This is a genomic window from Corynebacterium tuberculostearicum (genome assembly GCF_022347235.1).
GTDB classification, from domain to species: domain Bacteria; phylum Actinomycetota; class Actinomycetes; order Mycobacteriales; family Mycobacteriaceae; genus Corynebacterium; species Corynebacterium tuberculostearicum_F.
This window is the reverse complement of the sequence record NZ_JAKRDX010000022.1, coordinates 15,871-32,139: the sequence shown is the minus strand read 5'-3', so window position 1 is coordinate 32,139 and position 16,269 is coordinate 15,871. Positions and strand designations below refer to the sequence as shown.

Annotated in this window: 13 protein-coding genes and 1 pseudogene; 8 read left to right on the top strand and 6 right to left on the bottom strand. The window is 59.5% G+C overall.

The window, feature by feature from the left end:
- Positions 1–1,234 (bottom strand): annotated as a pseudogene (locus tag MHK09_RS10345) (LPXTG cell wall anchor domain-containing protein); the annotation flags it as partial.
- A 793-nt stretch (positions 1,235–2,027) separates the two neighbouring features.
- On the opposite strand from MHK09_RS10345, the gene MHK09_RS10340 reads away from it, so the two are divergent.
- The 3 genes from MHK09_RS10340 (at position 2,028) to MHK09_RS10330 (ending at position 7,684) form a co-directional block, all read left to right on the top strand.
- Positions 2,028–5,471, top strand: coding sequence for a bifunctional proline dehydrogenase/L-glutamate gamma-semialdehyde dehydrogenase (locus MHK09_RS10340; protein WP_250413497.1), 3,444 nt, complete (start codon positions 2,028–2,030; stop codon positions 5,469–5,471).
- A 107-nt stretch (positions 5,472–5,578) separates the two neighbouring features.
- The gene (locus tag MHK09_RS10335) at positions 5,579–6,952 is read left to right on the top strand and encodes an AI-2E family transporter (protein WP_250413496.1); all 1,374 of its coding nucleotides are present in this window, start codon (positions 5,579–5,581) and stop codon (positions 6,950–6,952) included.
- 204 nt (positions 6,953–7,156) lie between these two features.
- On the top strand, positions 7,157–7,684 hold the full coding sequence (locus MHK09_RS10330) for a hypothetical protein (protein WP_179387056.1): 528 nt from the start codon (positions 7,157–7,159) through the stop codon (positions 7,682–7,684).
- On the opposite strand, the gene MHK09_RS10325 is transcribed toward MHK09_RS10330, so the two are convergent.
- Both MHK09_RS10325 and MHK09_RS10320 read right to left on the bottom strand, forming a co-directional pair.
- Positions 7,681–8,271, bottom strand: coding sequence for a nucleosidase (locus MHK09_RS10325; protein ID WP_200435582.1), 591 nt, complete (start codon positions 8,269–8,271; stop codon positions 7,681–7,683). The two genes, MHK09_RS10330 and MHK09_RS10325, sit on opposite strands and share 4 nt — an antisense overlap.
- A 23-nt stretch (positions 8,272–8,294) precedes the next feature.
- A complete protein-coding gene (locus tag MHK09_RS10320) occupies positions 8,295–9,278 on the bottom strand; it encodes a hypothetical protein (protein WP_250413495.1) in 984 nt (327 codons plus the stop codon).
- A gap of 403 nt (positions 9,279–9,681) precedes the next feature.
- Here MHK09_RS10320 and MHK09_RS10315 point away from each other — a divergent pair, with 403 nt between their 5' ends.
- The 4 genes from MHK09_RS10315 to MHK09_RS10300 all read left to right on the top strand — a co-directional run bounded on the left by MHK09_RS10315 (position 9,682) and on the right by MHK09_RS10300 (position 12,686).
- Entirely contained in the window at positions 9,682–10,773 is a 1,092-nt protein-coding gene (locus tag MHK09_RS10315; RefSeq protein WP_250413494.1) for a flagellar basal body-associated FliL family protein, read from the top strand.
- A gap of 81 nt (positions 10,774–10,854) precedes the next feature.
- The gene (locus MHK09_RS10310; protein WP_250413493.1) at positions 10,855–11,580 is read left to right on the top strand and encodes a hypothetical protein; all 726 of its coding nucleotides are present in this window, start codon (positions 10,855–10,857) and stop codon (positions 11,578–11,580) included.
- A 229-nt stretch (positions 11,581–11,809) separates the two neighbouring features.
- Complete coding sequence (locus MHK09_RS10305) at positions 11,810–12,298, top strand: LppP/LprE family lipoprotein (RefSeq protein WP_316981419.1); 489 nt, start codon at positions 11,810–11,812, stop codon at positions 12,296–12,298.
- Positions 12,299–12,497: 199 nt separating this feature from the next.
- Positions 12,498–12,686, top strand: coding sequence for a hypothetical protein (locus MHK09_RS10300; RefSeq protein ID WP_250413492.1), 189 nt, complete (start codon positions 12,498–12,500; stop codon positions 12,684–12,686).
- Here MHK09_RS10300 and MHK09_RS10295 read toward each other — a convergent pair.
- The 3 genes from MHK09_RS10295 to MHK09_RS10285 are packed head-to-tail and all read right to left on the bottom strand — an operon-like array spanning position 12,683 to position 15,650.
- Positions 12,683–13,966 (bottom strand): sulfate adenylyltransferase subunit 1, encoded by a 1,284-nt coding sequence (locus tag MHK09_RS10295; protein WP_250413491.1) that lies wholly within the window; start codon positions 13,964–13,966, stop codon positions 12,683–12,685. The two genes, MHK09_RS10300 and MHK09_RS10295, sit on opposite strands and share 4 nt — an antisense overlap.
- Positions 13,966–14,865 (bottom strand): sulfate adenylyltransferase subunit CysD, encoded by a 900-nt coding sequence (gene cysD / locus MHK09_RS10290; protein ID WP_250413490.1) that lies wholly within the window; start codon positions 14,863–14,865, stop codon positions 13,966–13,968. The genes MHK09_RS10295 and cysD overlap by 1 nt, the downstream gene beginning before the upstream one ends.
- Entirely contained in the window at positions 14,865–15,650 is a 786-nt protein-coding gene (locus MHK09_RS10285) for a phosphoadenylyl-sulfate reductase (RefSeq protein ID WP_250413489.1), read from the bottom strand. Before MHK09_RS10285 ends, cysD begins: the two co-directional genes overlap by 1 nt.
- A 172-nt stretch (positions 15,651–15,822) precedes the next feature.
- Between MHK09_RS10285 and MHK09_RS10280 the strand changes: the two genes are divergently transcribed.
- Entirely contained in the window at positions 15,823–16,242 is a 420-nt protein-coding gene (locus MHK09_RS10280) for a methylenetetrahydrofolate--tRNA-(uracil-5-)-methyltransferase (RefSeq protein WP_250413488.1), read from the top strand.
- Positions 16,243–16,269: the final 27 nt, after the last annotated feature.

Below are 16,269 nucleotides of genomic sequence, written 5' to 3'. Positions count from 1 at the left end.
CAGGAGTAGGCTCCACCGGCTCAGACGGCTGACCACCCTCAGACTCCGACGGCTTACACACCTTCTCCGTCTCCGTCACCGTAGACGAAGGAGAAGAAGACGAACCAGACGTCGTAGGCGAAGGCTTCGACTCAGGCTCAGGATCCTTTTTGACAGTCAGCACTGCCTCATCGACATCTTGCCTATATAATGGGGCGTTTCGGCTTTCAACCTTTGCACCAAAGTCTTCTCGGTCCGGGTCAAAGGAACAACGAGAAGAGCGGACTAGCTGCTTCACGAAGATAGTCGAGCCCTCTGGGATCCACACATCGCCGGCCATGCCCTGTTCATTGATCTTCCATTCCGACTGGCTCAGCCAGCGGTAGTTAGAGAAGTCTTTACCATCAGCGCCTGTGAAAATTTTAGGCCTGTCGGTGGGGTTGTGCGTTACCTGCGGATAGGATGAATCTTGGAACACCTGATCGGTCATATCTTCACCGCCGGGACCGCGAACGGTGATCTCAGGCTGGCCCTCCAACTCGAAATACTCGGAATTAGTACCTAGCCAAAAATCAGCAAGCCAGGTTCCATATCGGCCTGGGTTATCAAAGGTCAGTTTACCAACCGCTTCACGCAGGCAGGGATCACCAGTGGATCTCATCTCCCAGTTGTCATAGGTCCAATCGAGGGTAGGTCGGAGATCAACCTCTGTAGCAACCTTCACTCCCAGTTCATCGCCGTCTTGTACATCGTCATTAACGGTCACGGGAATGTCGACAGTCATCTTCGGTTCTGGACCAAGAGGAACATCCGAGCTTGCAAATTCGAAGGCAATTACATTGTTTTCGGCGTCGGTTTGAACATTGAATGGTTTTCTCTCTTTGCCATCCGCCCACTTAAACTGCAGTTTGTCAACGTCATTTACAGTGAGCCGGGGATCGATCTGTAGTGAAAAGATGACCGCTGTAGCATCGGATTCGCCGTACCTCCATTGACCAACTTCTGGGAATGGTACGGTGCCCTCAATTTCGACGTGCGCAGCTACGGTGTCGCCAGGCTTTACCTCTGTTTTATCGGTACCCAAAGTGATTTTCGCTTCTGGACCGGCGCCAAGATCATCCCCGTGCTGGGTAGTCAGGCTGCCATCTGGAATTGCAGCATCAGTAGGAGCAGGAATTATAATTCCCCCGACGGCGAGCAATGCGGCAGAGAGTAGCGCAATTGCTTTAGTCGAGGCGTTTCTGGAGAGCCTCATAAAAACCCCTGAAAATTAGATAGCTAAACACTGGAGAATCATTTAGATTCAACTGCAGACAGTAGCAGACCTTTGTCCACTAGACACGACTTCGCTCCTGCTCAGAGGCGTGAATTAGCCCATCCCGGTTCTTCAGCAACTATTTTTATTCAAAGGTGTCCGACTCTTCCAGCACAAACCAGCCGATGCCTATCAAGCACTTCGACTGTGGATTACTAAATACGATCACCCCCAAATGTGCCCCACCCCCTCTAAACCCCACATGCTGGGGTTTATTTTTTGTTTTTCTACCCCCGTCTGCCATTTACCGAAGGAGACTAGCATCACGTTTGGAGCTTCCCTATAATTACGGCAACACAAAAGTTCATAATATTTCCTAGGCAACAATTGGAGCCTGAACCTGCAGGGTTGCCACACGTCAGAGCGCTAAGCCGCTCACGTTTCTTCCTCTGCCCACCCATAGCCACGTCATAGAAAGCAGGTGAGAGTTGAACACCAACTTGGCGCGCGTTCGTCGCAGCAGCGATAGGCCTCCCGTCCGCATTCGGCCCGCATAATGGCCCGCTGACATCGCATTTCACCACGAATCTCTGCGACCCTCACTTTGCGTCGCGCGCACCCGCGTGTTCGCTCCTCACCCAGCTGCGCCCTGCAGCACCACATAGCTCACCGCTCATCATCCAGACGCCGTATCGGCCGGCAGTTTCAGACCGGCGCAGATATATCGCCCTTCACTCCCATGTGAAAAGTGGTTTCTAGGATGTGACCCGTTTGAAAAAGAGGTAGAACCCATATGACTTCTCCTGCCAATACCCGCTTGCCCATCTCTGATGATGTGGAAGCAGTCCTGCCTGCAGCTATCAGCCGCGCTGACGACTGGTTGAAATCCACTGCGGACGAAGAAGATAAGGCCACCGAACAACTCGCGGACCTGCTGCGCGATGAGGACGGAGTGAAGTTCACCATGGACTTTGTCGACCGCGTCATGCGCCCAGAAGATGACAAGGTTGCCGCGCACGCGCTGAAGGATATTTCTTCCCACTATGACCCGTCGTTCCTCGGCAGCATCAATGGTGCCCTCGTTGGCGCCGGTGGTTTCTTCGGCCCCATCCTGCCGAACCTGGTCATGCCGGTGGCCCGCCTGTACATGCGCAAGATGGTTGGCCACCTGGTTCTAGACGCCGAGTCTGATGCCCTCAACAAGATCCTGGACAAGGCCGCCGAATCCGGTGAGCAGCTTAACCTCAACCTGCTGGGTGAGGCCGTACTCGGTGAGGAAGAGGCGAAGTCCCGCGCGGAGCGCACCCTCAAGCTCATCAAAAACCCCCGCGTGACCTACGTATCGGTTAAGGCTTCTTCCATGGTGGCCCAGCTCAACCACTGGGATATCGATGGCTCGGTAGAGCGCCTCAAGGAGCGCCTGCGCCCGCTGTACCAGGCTGCAGCAGACCGCACCGACAAGGTCTTTATCAACATGGACATGGAGGAGTACCACGACCTCCACCTGACCATCCGCCTGTTCAAGGAGCTACTCAGCGAGCCGGAATTCCTCACTCTGGATGCCGGCATCGTGCTGCAAGCTTACTTGCCGGATACCTTTGATGCGCTCAAGGATATCGCTGACTTTGCTAAGGAGCGCGTAGCTAAGGGCGGCGGCAAGGTCAAGGTGCGCATCGTGAAGGGCGCAAACCTGTCCATGGAAAACGTGCAGAGCGAGGTCCACGATTGGCCGCTGGCTACCTACACCAACAAGCTCGACGTTGACGCCAACTACTACCGCCTGCTGGATTTCATCCTGCGCGAGGAGTACGCCGACAGCATCCGCATCGGTGTAGCAACCCACAACCTCTACACCGCCGCAATGGCCTACGAGCTGGGCAAGAAGCGCGGCGTGCTGCACATGATGGATTCGGAGATGCTGCAGGGCATGTCCCCAGCACAGCAGGCAGCGGTGCGCAAGGTCTTTGACGGCCGCCAGATCCTCTATACCCCGGTTGTCCACGCAGAAGACTTCGACGTCGCCGTGTCCTACCTGGTACGCCGCTTGGAGGAGAACTCCGCGCCGCAGAACTTCCTCTACGCGCTCTTTGCCCCAGGCGAGGAGCCGTTGGCAGACCAGGAAGAGACGTTCCGTCGGGCCGTCGCCAAGCGCTGGGACACCTTCGCTGGTGCCCGTCGCACCCAAAACCGCCTCGAGGAGGACGGCCGCCAGGCACCGCGCACCGGCCGCTTTACCAACGAGGCCGATACTGACCCGGCGCTCGCGCCGAACCGCCAGTGGGCGCAGGAAGCGCTCAAGCGCAACCCGGGCGAGCACGGCATCGCAGAGGTTACCGACCCTACGGCGGTCGAAGGTCACATCGCTCGCGCCAAGGAACTGGGCACCGAGTGGGGCAAGCGCCCTGCCGCCGAGCGCGCCGCCGCACTAGAGGCCGTGGCAGATCAGATTGCGTCCCAGCGCGGCAAGTTCATCTCTGTGGCTGCGTATGAGGCCAATAAGACCGTTACCCAGACCGACCCTGAGGTCTCTGAGGCGATTGACTTCTGCACCTACTACGGCCAGTCCGCGCGCCTGCTGGAAGAGTCCTACTCCGAGTTCACCCCGCACACCGTCACCGTGGTAACCCCACCGTGGAACTTCCCCATTGCCATCCCGACCGGCGGCATTGCGGCATCCTTGGCGGCGGGCTCGGCGGTCATCGTCAAGCCTGCACCGCAGGTGGTTCACTGCGGCAAGCTCGTGGTGGAGGCCTTCCGCACCGCCCTCGAGGCACAGGGCCTAGATCCGGACCTGGTGCAGCTGGTGCTGACTGATGAAGCCGCGGCCGGCAAGGCCCTGCTCTCTCACGATGACGTGGACAATGTCATCCTCACCGGCGCCTCCGATACCGGCGCGCTCTTCCGTTCTTGGAAGCCGAGGATGAACATTATGGCGGAGACTTCCGGCAAGAACGCGCTCATCATCACCCCAGCCGCGGACCCGGATCTGGCCATCGATGACCTCTACAACTCCGCCTTTGGCCACTCCGGCCAGAAGTGTTCGGCGGCCTCCCTGGTTATCTTCGTCGGCGCGGCCGGCAAGTCCGAGCGCCTGCGCACCCAGCTGCTGGACGCGGTCAAGACCCTTAAGCCGGGCCCGGGCTTCGATATCACTACCACCATGAACGGTCTGGCGGAAGCGCCGAGCGAGAAGCTCCTGCGCGGTTTGACCCAGCTCGAGCCGGGCGAGAAGTGGCTGCTCAAGCCGGAAAAGCTCAACCAGGAAGGCACCCTGTGGTCCCCGGGCATCCGCGATAATGTGCAGCCGGGCTCTTGGTACCACAAGAACGAGTGCTTCGGCCCCGTCCTGGGCATCATGTACGCCGATACCTTGGAAGAGGCCATTGCCTGGCAAAATGACACCGGCTATGGCCTGACCGGCGGCATTCACTCGCTTGACGACGCCGAAATTGAGTACTGGATCGACAACGTTGAGGTGGGCAATGCCTACGTCAACCGCGGCATCACCGGTGCGATTGTGCAGCGCCAGTCCTTCGGCGGGTGGAAGAAGTCCGTCATGGGACCGGGCGCCAAGGCTGGCGGCCCGAACTACGTGGCACAGATGGGTGAGTGGGCCGATGGCGAGCTCAAGCCGCGCAACGTGGACATTGCCCCAGCAAGCCTCGCTGCGCTGCACCGCCTGCGCGATAACCTCTCTGGCAAGCTCACCGAGGAGGACATCACCTGGCTGTGGCGCGCCGCTGAACTGGACCAGGTGGCGTGGCAGGAAGAGTTTGGCCGCAACCACGACCGCACCGGTTTGGTTTCTGAGGCCAATATCTTCCGCTACCGCCCGCTTCTGACCAAGCTGCGCGTGCGCGTGGGCGAAGGCTATGAGCTGCGCGAGGTTGCTCGCCAGGTGCTGGCCGCCGCAATTACCGGCACCGCCACGGAAATCTCCGCCACCCCGGAGGTTGCCACCCAGCTGCAGGACCTCGGCTTCGACGTCAAGGCCATCACCGACGAGGCTTTTGCTACCGACGTGGCCAATGACGCCTCCTCCCGCGTGCGCGCCCTGGGCACCGTGCCGGATTCCATCTACGAGGCCGCGGTGCGCTCCAACTCCGTGGTGCTGGACCAGCCCGTGCTTGCCGACGGCCGCCGTGAGCTCATGCTTTACCTGCTTGAGCAGGCAGTTTCGGTTACCATGCACCGCTTCGGCATTATCCGCAACGTAGGTAACCTGCGCGACGAGTAATTCCCGGACGCGTTAAAGGTACTGAAGGGAGGTAGCGCCCCGCCCCTGGGCCGCTACCTCCTTTTTCGTATATGCGCTGCGAGTTTTATGTGGCATAGTGGTAGACAATGTCTACGTCACATAATTCGTCTTCCCGCGACGAGGCCAAGCGCCCGTCTGCGCAGGAAAAAGGCAACGCAACACAGATCCAAAAGCCGGGCGAGGAAGATTCTCATACCCTCGTCGCTTATGATGACGCGCACCTTGGTGCAGAGGCTGCCAGCGAGCACCCTGCCGAGCGCGACGATAAATCCGCCGTACTGGCCAAGGACTTCCGCACCATGGCCAAGATCTCGGTAGTCTTCATCCTCATCGTCGCCGGCCTAGCGCTGGCCGGCTACCTGCTCAAGTTCATTTGGGTGGGCCTGCTGCCGGTCTTGCTCGCCATTCTCGTCTCCACGGTGCTCTACCCCATCAGCGCGTGGCTGCGCAGCAAGGGATTCCCGCGCTCGCTCGCGGCGGTAAGCACCTTGCTCGGCCTCATCATCATCTTCTGCGGCGTCTTTGCCGCCATGGCCCCCGTAGTCACCAGCCAGAGCCAAGCGCTCATTGACCAAGCCGAAGATGGCATTAACCAAATCACGGAGATGGTGGAAAAGTCCCCCATCGATATCCAAAGTGACCAGCTACAGTCCGTTCTGCAAGACGTGGTCAAGTTTGCCAAGGGCCAAGCCTCTACCATCGCCACCGGCGTTATCTCTGGTTTCTCGATGGCCAGCTCCATCGTCGTGGCCGCGCTGATCATGCTCTTTGTCACCTTCTTCATCATCAAAGACGGCGACAAGTTCTTGCCGTGGCTGCGCAAGTACACCGGCAATTCCACCGGCTGGCACGTCACTGAACTCGGTGCCCGCATCTGGAAGACCTTGTCCGGCTTTATCCAGGCGCAGGCCGCCGTGGCCATGGTGGACGCAGTCCTCATTGGCCTTGGCCTGTGGGTGCTGCAAGTTCCGCTCGCGCTCGTCATCGCCGTGGTGACGTTCTTCGCCAGCTTCATCCCGATCATCGGTGCGGTCACCGCTGGCGCCCTCGCTATCATCATCGCGCTGGTCTCCAATGGCCTGACCAACGCGCTGCTGGCGCTCGCACTTATCATCATCGTCCAGCAGGTGGAAGGCAATGTCCTCCAGCCGATGCTGCAGTCCAAGGCAATGGGCCTGCACGCCGCCGTCGTCCTGCTTTCCGTGACCGTCGGCTCCACCCTGGCGGGCATCGTCGGCGCCTTCCTCGCCGTCCCCGTGGCTGCAACCATCGCTGTTGTGGTGCGCTACCACGCCGAGATGGCCGCGCTGCGCTCCGGCGAAGTCGAGCCCTCCGATATAGACATCATCACCGGCTCCAAGGACGACCCCGAAGACTTCAGCGACTTCACCTACGAACACGATGAGACCCCACGCGACAAGGTAGAGCAGCTCTACCAGTCCATGAGCCCGCTGAGCTAAGACTCAGCCACCACTAGCAGCGCGCCGGCCCTCCCCGGCGCGCTTTTATTTTCCCCGACACACTTACCCCTAAAAGAGTGCAATTGGGCTGCGCACAAGACATTTCCTCCGCTTGCAGTTGCGGCCGCCTCCCGTGAAATTAGCATTGTCAACGGGCCCAAGAAGACGCCCATTTCTCTTTCTATTTCATATCAAGGAGTATTCATGCGTAAGCAATTTGCAGGCGCTCTCGCCGCCGCTCTCGTAGTATCGTCCATCGCTGTTCCTGCCGCACAAGCAGATACGTTCGAGCGGGCGAACGGCGGCTGCTGGGCAATTTCGGAGAACGATGAATTCGTAGTTCCCGAGGAGCTGATCGGCCAGCCCATCGAGTGGGGCCCAGACAAAGAAAAGAACTTCCTCAGCGATGATTACATGCGCTGGAATATTAGCAAGCACGACGATCTCATCGGTTGGTCCAATAAGCAGATCGCTACCTACCAGCGCAATGGCGTAACCCCTGACGAGCAGCGCCGCATCGACCGTATTAAGATTTTCCGCGGTCAGCTGCAGACTCAGCGCAATGATATGAACGCCTGCCTGCGCGCTGGCGCCAAGGATCCGATCTCTCAGCTGTCTTCGCAGTTCGGCCTGCCGACCATCGCTCAACTGCAGGCGCAGTTTGAAGCGCAGATCCGCCAGGCTGAAGCACAGCTGCGCAAGATGGCTGCGCAGTTCGGTATCAAGTTCTAGCGCAGAAAGCCTAGGTCCGTAGCGGCCGAGGCGAGCTGGCGCGCGCCACGGTCAAGCACGTTGGCCCAGGTGCCCTTGGATTCCTCATTGGCGGAATCGGACACCTGCTTAAGCAGGGTGCAAGGCACATCGAAGCGCTGGCATACTGCGGCGATGGAATAGCCTTCCATGTCGCACAGCTGCGATTTCTTGGCCAACTCGGTGCGCAGGGCGGTATCGGAGACAAACATGTCGCCCGTGGCCAGTCCGCGCACCGGCAGGCGGCCGGAGGTCTCTAGCTCGATGGTCTCTGGCAGCAGGTAGCGGTTGATATCGGTAAGCACTTCTAGCTTGAAGTCATGCTTGGTGACCTTATTGACTTCGAAGACGCCAGCCATGCCGTCGACAAGCGCGCCGGCCGTGCCAATGTTGACCACGCGATCGGGAAGGGCGCCGTTAGCGCGGGCGTCGGCAAGAGCTTCCGTCAGCGCAATGGCCGCCGGAACCGTACCGATTCCGGTGATGAGCAGGGGTTCGCCTTCCGGAATGTGGGCGGCTTCCGCATCCACGGCGGCGACGAAAAGGGTGCGTCCGTTGAGATTCTCCATGCCTGCGAGAATACCTGCCCGCCCTAGTCAAAGTTCAATGTGCGGTTCTTCTGGCGCAGGCGAATCGTAATGTTTTTCTGTCCGGCGCCGAGGGCAATGATTTTCCCACTGAGCACCCGGGCGACGGCCAGGTCTTCCTCCGTCGGTGCTTCGGCCGCGACCCGCGCCGTAGGCAGCCAAGCATCGTGCGGGTCTGGCGCGCCGAGGTGAATGAGCCGTTCGCGCTCCACGTCGATCCAATAGCCCTCCGTGGCCATGAAGCGATCGTGGCTCCCCTCGAAGGAATCGCGGCGCCACCCACCCTCGGCCACGCGGAAGACAAAGGGGCAATAGCCAAAACGCGAAGGCACGATATAGCGCGTCTGGGGGCTGACGCGCCAATGGCCGCGTGCGGAGCTCCACACTTGGCGGTATGTATCGGCCAAGCTCATGCCCAGACGCAGGCGCTGCTGCCTGTCCTCGTCCAGCCCAGCACCTTCTACCTGGGTGTTTAGCTCCCCAATCCGCGTGGCATCAGCCACGTACATGCCCAGCCACGCTTCCTCCGGAGTGGTGTACGGGCCGGTGATATCACGGTGGAAGGAATCCGGCACGGCCCTTTCCGCGTCCTGGGGCAGGCGCTGGCGGGCGGCAAACGCCCACAGGCGCGGATGCCCCATGCGGTACAGCATCACCGTCGCCCGCGGCAGGCGGTCATGCACCTGCTGGCGCGTCAGATAGTCACCCGCGCTGATGCGCCGCAGCAGCTGCTTAGCGACGTCCCCCTCTACCTGCTGCTCCACACCCGGCGCGACTTCCATCTCCGGCAGCTGACTAAGCAGCATCAAATCGATGATGTCTCCCAAATCAAAGACCTTGCTCAATTCCGTTTGCGCCTCTGAACCAAAAGCCTCGATTGCGTCATAGCCTAGGGCCCCACCCAAGCGGCGGATGAGATCCGGGGACACGCTTACCCGGTTGCGGGTCGCGTGCAATTCGGACGCATTCAAATTGCGATCCAGTGTCACGAGTGCTCCTTTCTCCCCCTCATAGGGGATTCAAATTTCGGTCACGCTTGGGATTAAGCCGGACATAGAAGCGCCGTTTAGCTCTTCCCGCTCGCCAAAATTCCGCGTGCGTTCAAGCTCTCGCACTAAGACACAGCCCCTTTCACCGGTTGCTAGGCCCTCATATCTGACAATCTTGGCGGCATTTTCCCCTTTTAGCCTAATCTCTTAGCCAAACAGCTGTCACACTTATACCATTCGCTTTACGTGCAGATAACTTGAATAAAGCCGAATGCCTGTATTGACGTTCTATTTGAAAGCATTTCTGCAAGTCGTATGTCTATAGTATGACACGGATTAATCTTTAGATTATCCAATCTCTCTCGTATTCCGCTCTTGAATTGCTTATGAAGGAGTTCAGCCTTTGAACAACAACAATGCCTGGGGCCAGCCGGATCAGCCCTCCACGGATCCTTCTGCTCAACGCATGCGCCCCATGCCACGCGAGGGACAAGCTTGGGGCACGCTCTCACCTAATTCCCCTACAACCTCGACTTCTGCAGCATCACCTACAGGTGAGGACTTTGACGACCCTAAGTCCTCCGGAAAAGGTAAACGCATCGTGTTCCTAGTCATCGCTGTGCTAGCGGTTCTCGCTCTGGTTGGCGGTTTAACTTGGGCACTGGTCAATAGGAACGATTCAAATGATGCCGATGACCCAAATGAACCTGCATTGGCTGCTAGCTCCGAGGCTAGAGATACCTCCCACCCTGAGAAGGGGTCCGAGTCCGACAAAGATGAGGACAAGTCCAAAAAAGACGAGGCAAAAGATTCCCCAGAGAGAAAAAATAACGCTAAATCACAAGAACTGACCAAGTACGAAAAGTGCAATGAATACGCAGATGACAAACTCAGCGATTTGCGTGCTCCGGTAAAGATGTACTGCGATGACTCCTGGCTTTTTGCTGGTGAGTACGGAACCTCGGCCCAAACTTTGTTCTATTGGACCGACAATGCCTGGCACCGATACGAAACAGATGGAACGTCGTGGCCGTCCCATATGGGATGCTACGACCGGTCAAAACTTGAAGACGCCGGTGCCCCAATCCCCCTGCTCGATAAGGTTTTGTTGTGCGACGCCAATGACAAACCCAGTGCGGAATCTGCAGCAAAAGATGAAGCTGGCGCTAGCGCAAAATCTATTGACGAAATGCCGGACGACAGCGCCGGCCCCCGCTGCGACGGCCGATACATTCTCATCGCGGAATCCGTTATGGTCCCCCTAGGCAGTGACCCCCATCCTGAGCTTTCTCGCGTCCAGGGTAAGTATCCGGGTTCACACACAATGAGCGGAAAAGCCTGCAGCTCTCTTCGCGGCCAAGTAGACGGCAATGACGTCTACGCCGTCTACTTCGACGCAGGCCATAGCGTAGAGAAAGTGTGCGAGCTAAAAGCGCAATACGGTGGCAATGCTCGTTCACTAAATAACGATGCGGACTTCTCCGACCCCTGCTAATCCCCTCTCCATGTAAATCCCCCCTTCCCTATTACTCTCTTCCCCCTACAACTCTGCTCTAACACCAGAAAGGAACTCTCTGTGTCCCACTACAACCTCTACGATTCTCTCTCCCTCGATGCTTCGGCCGATTCCGCCGATCTTATCGAAGAGATCGACAACAAGCTCACCCAAGTCGATCCCGGGGACGCCGCAGCGCGCGACGAACTGAGCACTGCGCGACAAATCTTTTCCGCAGACAACCGGCGCAAGCAATACGATAACGACTTGGCTAATACCACTGGGCCGGAAGTAGATATCGCACGCATCCGCTACATCGCCGCCCTTCCGTCCGAAACCGCGCCGCAAGAAAATCTTGCCTCCTATACCCCGGCGCCGGAATACACCCCTCAGCACTCGGCGCAACCACAGCAAGACTGGAAGCCACAGGCAACAAATCGGCAATTCAGCAGCAGTTCAAGCTTCAACGTGACCAATAAACAAGTCACTGTTGATTTTAGTAATGTAACATTCCCCGTCGAACCAGACCGCCAACGCTGCCAATCCATCATGTGGTGCGTGCTATGGGGCATCCTGCTCCTCATGTGGCTCATTGCCGGAATCCGCGGCTTGTCCCTTGCCGGCGAAGCTAGTGACACCACCGCCATGGGCCTTATCTTTGATTCCTCGGAGCTTGAGTCCAAGACCGCAGATTTCAGCGCCTCCCTGATCAAAACTCTCGTAGCCACCCCGCTCATGCTGATTCTCTGGGAGTTCGTCTGGTCGATTCGCAAGACTATAGGACGCCGGGCAATTGAGAATGCCTAGCTCGCATAGCCCTTTCCATGGCCAAGTACTGGCTATCGGAGCAGCAATGGGCCTGGCAATCGCGTCTTTCGCTCTGGCTGGCTGTGACGAAAATTCCACTGACACTGCTGGTCAAAAACTTCACTATGAGACTGCTTCGAGGTCCGCTTCACCAGAACAAGGAGACGATGCAGAGCAGGAAACCTCGACGAAAGGACCTATACCAGAAGGAAACACTACTTCCAGGCCAGTGCCACCCAACGTAGTGATGGATGAGGAAGAGGACAGCCAGGCGTCCCAACTAGGTGACGAGAATTCTTCTGCTAGCGGAGCCGACCAAACCTGCGGTACGCACAGCGCACAGACAGCGTTCCAAGACGGCGTTTCCCAAGTTGCGCCGTGGGGCACCATCGGTTGGGAGCTTTTCGATTCCTCCGGCTACGACCCATGCGCTTCCCTATCGTGGGAAACCCTAATGATTGAGGGAGGGACAAGTTCTTCACCCTTCCACATCATGCTCTTTAACCACGGTGAATACTTAGGTACTGCAACAGCAAAGCCCTACGGCTTCGCTCCCACGGTTGAACGCGTCAACGATTCCGAAATAGCGGTGACCTATCACTGGCCACGCGAGGGCGAAGGCAATGCCAACCGCTCGGGTACGACCAATGCAGGCTTCCGGTGGGATGAAGGCCAGCAGAAGGTCATCATGTCCGGCGACGTTCCGCCGATGCAGTAGGTCGATGTAAAACAAGCACGTTTCGCTAAAATGTCACCAGTTTGGCGGCGAAACGTGCTTGTTTTGCGCGCTGCGTGACGCCAAGCGGCGGTGGGGCTTCAAGGTGCGCGGCAGCCAAGAAGTGTCGGCGTTCTAGGCTTTCGCGGGGAACTAGGAGCAGGTTATCGTGGCCCAAAACGTAGCCGAAGGAGAGATCGGAATGAAGGAAAAGACGTTTCAGCAGAAATTCGGCGTTTTCCTGCTTGTGGCGGCGGCTCTCCTATTGATTCTAAACCTGACCGTAGCAGAGACTACGGTGCTGGGGATCTCCTCGCCACTGCTGCTCGGGATCACGGGCATCATAATGATGCGCGGTGAGAGAAGCAGCAGCGGCGCACAGGATGACTAACGCAGGCGGTGGCCTACGAAGCCGGCGGCAAGGGTATTGCCGGAGGATTGATCGATGAGCAGGAAGTTGCCCACCGCGCCGCGGGCGGCATAGTCCTCGACAGGGAGCTCGGCCTGGGTCTGGATGGTGATGTGGGCGATGTCGTTCATGGCGACGGACTCGGGATCTTCCACATCGGAAACGCCATCCAAGTCCAAGGTGCGGGTGACGGCGGCGACGCGGGCCTTAACCAGGGAAGAACCGTAGCGCAGCTTGAGCATCTGGCCGGGCTTAATCTCCTTTTCGGTCAGGCCCACAACGGTGGCGTCGAATTCGCGGGTGGCCGCGGGGCGCTGGGGGCCGGCGAGGAGATCGCCGCGGGCGAGATCGACGTCGTCGGCAAGCAGGAGCGTCACGGAGTCGCCGGTAGCAGCGGAGTCGGCCGGACCGTCAGCAGTGTCAATCTGGGTAATGGTGCTGGTGCGGCCTTCAGGGAGGCGGACCTCGTCGCCCACGGAGATGGAGCCCGCCTTCACGCGGCCGGCGTAGCCGCGGTAGCCGGAGGCGTGCTCGCGGATGACGTACTGGATGGGGAAACGGAAGTCCAGCTCATCGGCGCGGCCGGTGGCCACGGGGACGGTCTCGAGAACCTCGAGGACGGTCGGGCCGGTGTACCACGGCATAGTGGTGGAGCGCTCGACCACGTTATCGCCCTTGAGCGCGGAAATCGGCACCACGGTGGTATCGGTAATCCCCAGGCGGGTGGCGATCTGGTTGAACTCGGACTCGATATCGCGGAAGACCTGCTCGTCGTAGTCCACTAGGTCGATCTTGTTCACCGCGAGGACCACGTGGCGCACGCCAAGGAGGGCGGCGACGTTGAGGTGGCGGCGAGTTTGTTCGACAACGCCATGGCGGGCGTCGATAAGAAGCACCACCACCTGGGAGGTGGACATGCCGGTGACCGTATTGCGGGTGTACTGCACGTGGCCGGGGGTATCGGCGAGGATGAAGGTGCGCTTATCCGTGGCGAAGTAGCGGTAGGCCACGTCGATGGTAATGCCCTGCTCGCGCTCGGCACGCAGGCCGTCAACAAGCAGGGAAAGGTCCATGCCGTCAAAGCCGCGGTCGGTGGAGGTGCGCTCCATGGACTCCACCTGGTCTACAAGCACGGACTTGGTGTCATAGAGCAGGCGGCCGACGAAGGTGGACTTGCCGTCATCAACGGAGCCGGCAGTGCACAGGCGCAGGGTATCGCGCTGCTTGAGGGCGCCGACATTCGGCGTGAGGGTCGTAGTCATCAGAAGTAGCCTTCCTTCTTGCGGTCCTCCATGGCGGACTCGGAAAGTTTGTCATCGGCGCGGGTGGCGCCGCGCTCGGAAAGGGTGGAAATGGAGATCTCCGCGAGTACCTCGTCCGGGGTCGACGCAGTAGATTCCACGGCACCGGTGCAGGACATATCGCCCACGGTGCGGTAGCGCACGGTGTGGGTTTCCAGCTCCTCGACTTCGGCCGGCCCGCCCCATTCGCCAGGGGCTAGCCACATGCCATTGCGCTTGAATACCTCGCGCTCGTGAGAGTAGTAGATGGAGGGCAGCTCCAGTTCGCGGGCGCCGATGTATTCCCAAATATCGGACTCGGTCCAGTTGGAGATGGGGAAGACGCGGACGTTTTCGCCGGCCATCTTGCCGCCGTTGTAGAGGTCCCACAGCTCGGGGCGCTGGCGGCGGGGATCCCACCCGCCGAAGGAATCGCGGATGGAGAAGATGCGCTCCTTGGCGCGGGCGCGCTCCTCATCGCGGCGGGCGCCACCGCACACGGCGTCATACTCGCGCTCGGCGATGGTCTCTACCAGCGGCACGGACTGCAGCGGGTTGCGGGTGCCATCGGGGCGCTCCTGCAGGTCGCCGCGGTCAATCCAGTCCTGGACGCGGGCGACGTGGAGGCGAGCGCCGGATTCTTCCACGAGGCGGTCGCGGAAATCGATGACCTCAGGGAAGTTGTGCCCGGTATCGACGTGGAGCAGCTCAAACGGCACCGTGGCCGGGGCGAAGGCGCGGCGGGCTAGCTCGAAGACCACGACGGAGTCCTTGCCGCCGGAAAAGAGGATGCCTACCTTGTCGAACTGCCCAGCCACCTCGCGCAGGATGTGGATGGACTCGTTTTCTAGGTCTTTTAAGTGTGGGGAAAGTGTGCTCATTATTCGTGTAACCCGCATTCTGTCTTGCCGTCTGCAAATACGCGCCCGGACCGGGCATCGTCGCCTTCACCAACCGGGAAGGTCAGCGGGGCGCAGCCGATAGAGCGGTATCCCTGCAGGGTGAGTGGGTGGATGATGAGGTCGTTGTCCTCGATATAGCGGTCCGTATCGTCCAGATCCCAGGTAATGATGGGCGAGATCTTCAACCGGCCGGTGCGGTCGAGACTCAGCGCCGGGGCGGTGGCGCGGTGCTCGGAATCGGCGCGGCGCAGGCCGGTAACCCAACCGGCATAAGGGTCCATAGCCATGTTCAGCGGCTCGACCTTGCGCATGCGGTTATAGGCCGCGGTATCGCGGGCGTAGAGGCGCGGGCCGTATACCTCGTCTTGTTCTTCTGGGCTGAGCAAAGGCAGCACGCGAACAAGTGGCAGGTCCGGGTAGCGCTTTTCTACCTCGTCGGCTACCTGCAGTGTTTCCTGGAAGTGCCAGCCAGTATCGATGAAAAGCAGGTCTGCATCGAGCCCGGCGCGGTGGGCGAGCTCGGCCAAGACCGTGTTCTCCATGGACATGGTCACGGCCAGGCGGCCGGGGGCGTGCTCGGCGGCCCATTCGGTAATGGTTTCCGCTGAGGCGTCATAAAGCTTATCCGCCCACTGGTCCACCAATTGCTGGTTGCGCTCGGCTACCTCGGCGTCCAGCGGCGCGGTATCGCGCGTGCCTTCCGGGGAGATGCTGGGGTCGCGGTAGTTCTTGCCACCGTCCAGCAGGTTCGTCGTTGGGTTCATGCCGTCACACATTAGGCAAAACCCCGAGGCGGCGCAGCGGATTCTGGGCGAAAAGCCGCTGAGCTTGGCGGGAGGTGCGAATAAAAAGTTTCCAATCCGTACCAAGCGGACTAGATTTACAGACAAGACAGTCTATTGCGGGCGTGCGCGCCCTGCACAAGGAGGCACTTTCATGCAGCGTATAGCCATCATCGGGGAGGGCCCGGGAGCCCTATCCACCGCCGAGAAGCTTATCAGCGCTGGCATGTGTGTGGACCTCATTACCCAGTGCACCGCACCATTCGGTCTACTTCGCCGCTTTGCGGGCTTGGCTGGCGTGCTGGGCGACGCCGTCACGGGCTCCCACTGCGGCCCCGGCACCACTCCCCGCTTGCGCCTTATCGGCAACGTGCGGGTAGGACCAGACGGCGATATCACGCATAACGAAATCCACCGCCTGGCCGCCTCTGGCGACCGCGAGCTCCTCGTTTTGGAACTCAAGGCCCGCGGCGTGGCCGTCACCACGTGGGAAGGCCTATGCGCCCCACTGCAGGATTTTGAAGACTGGCGCAGCGTCATCACCCGCGCACAGCTGGCTCACGTGGGGATTTAGCAGCAGTAACCAACTAGCGCCCCACCC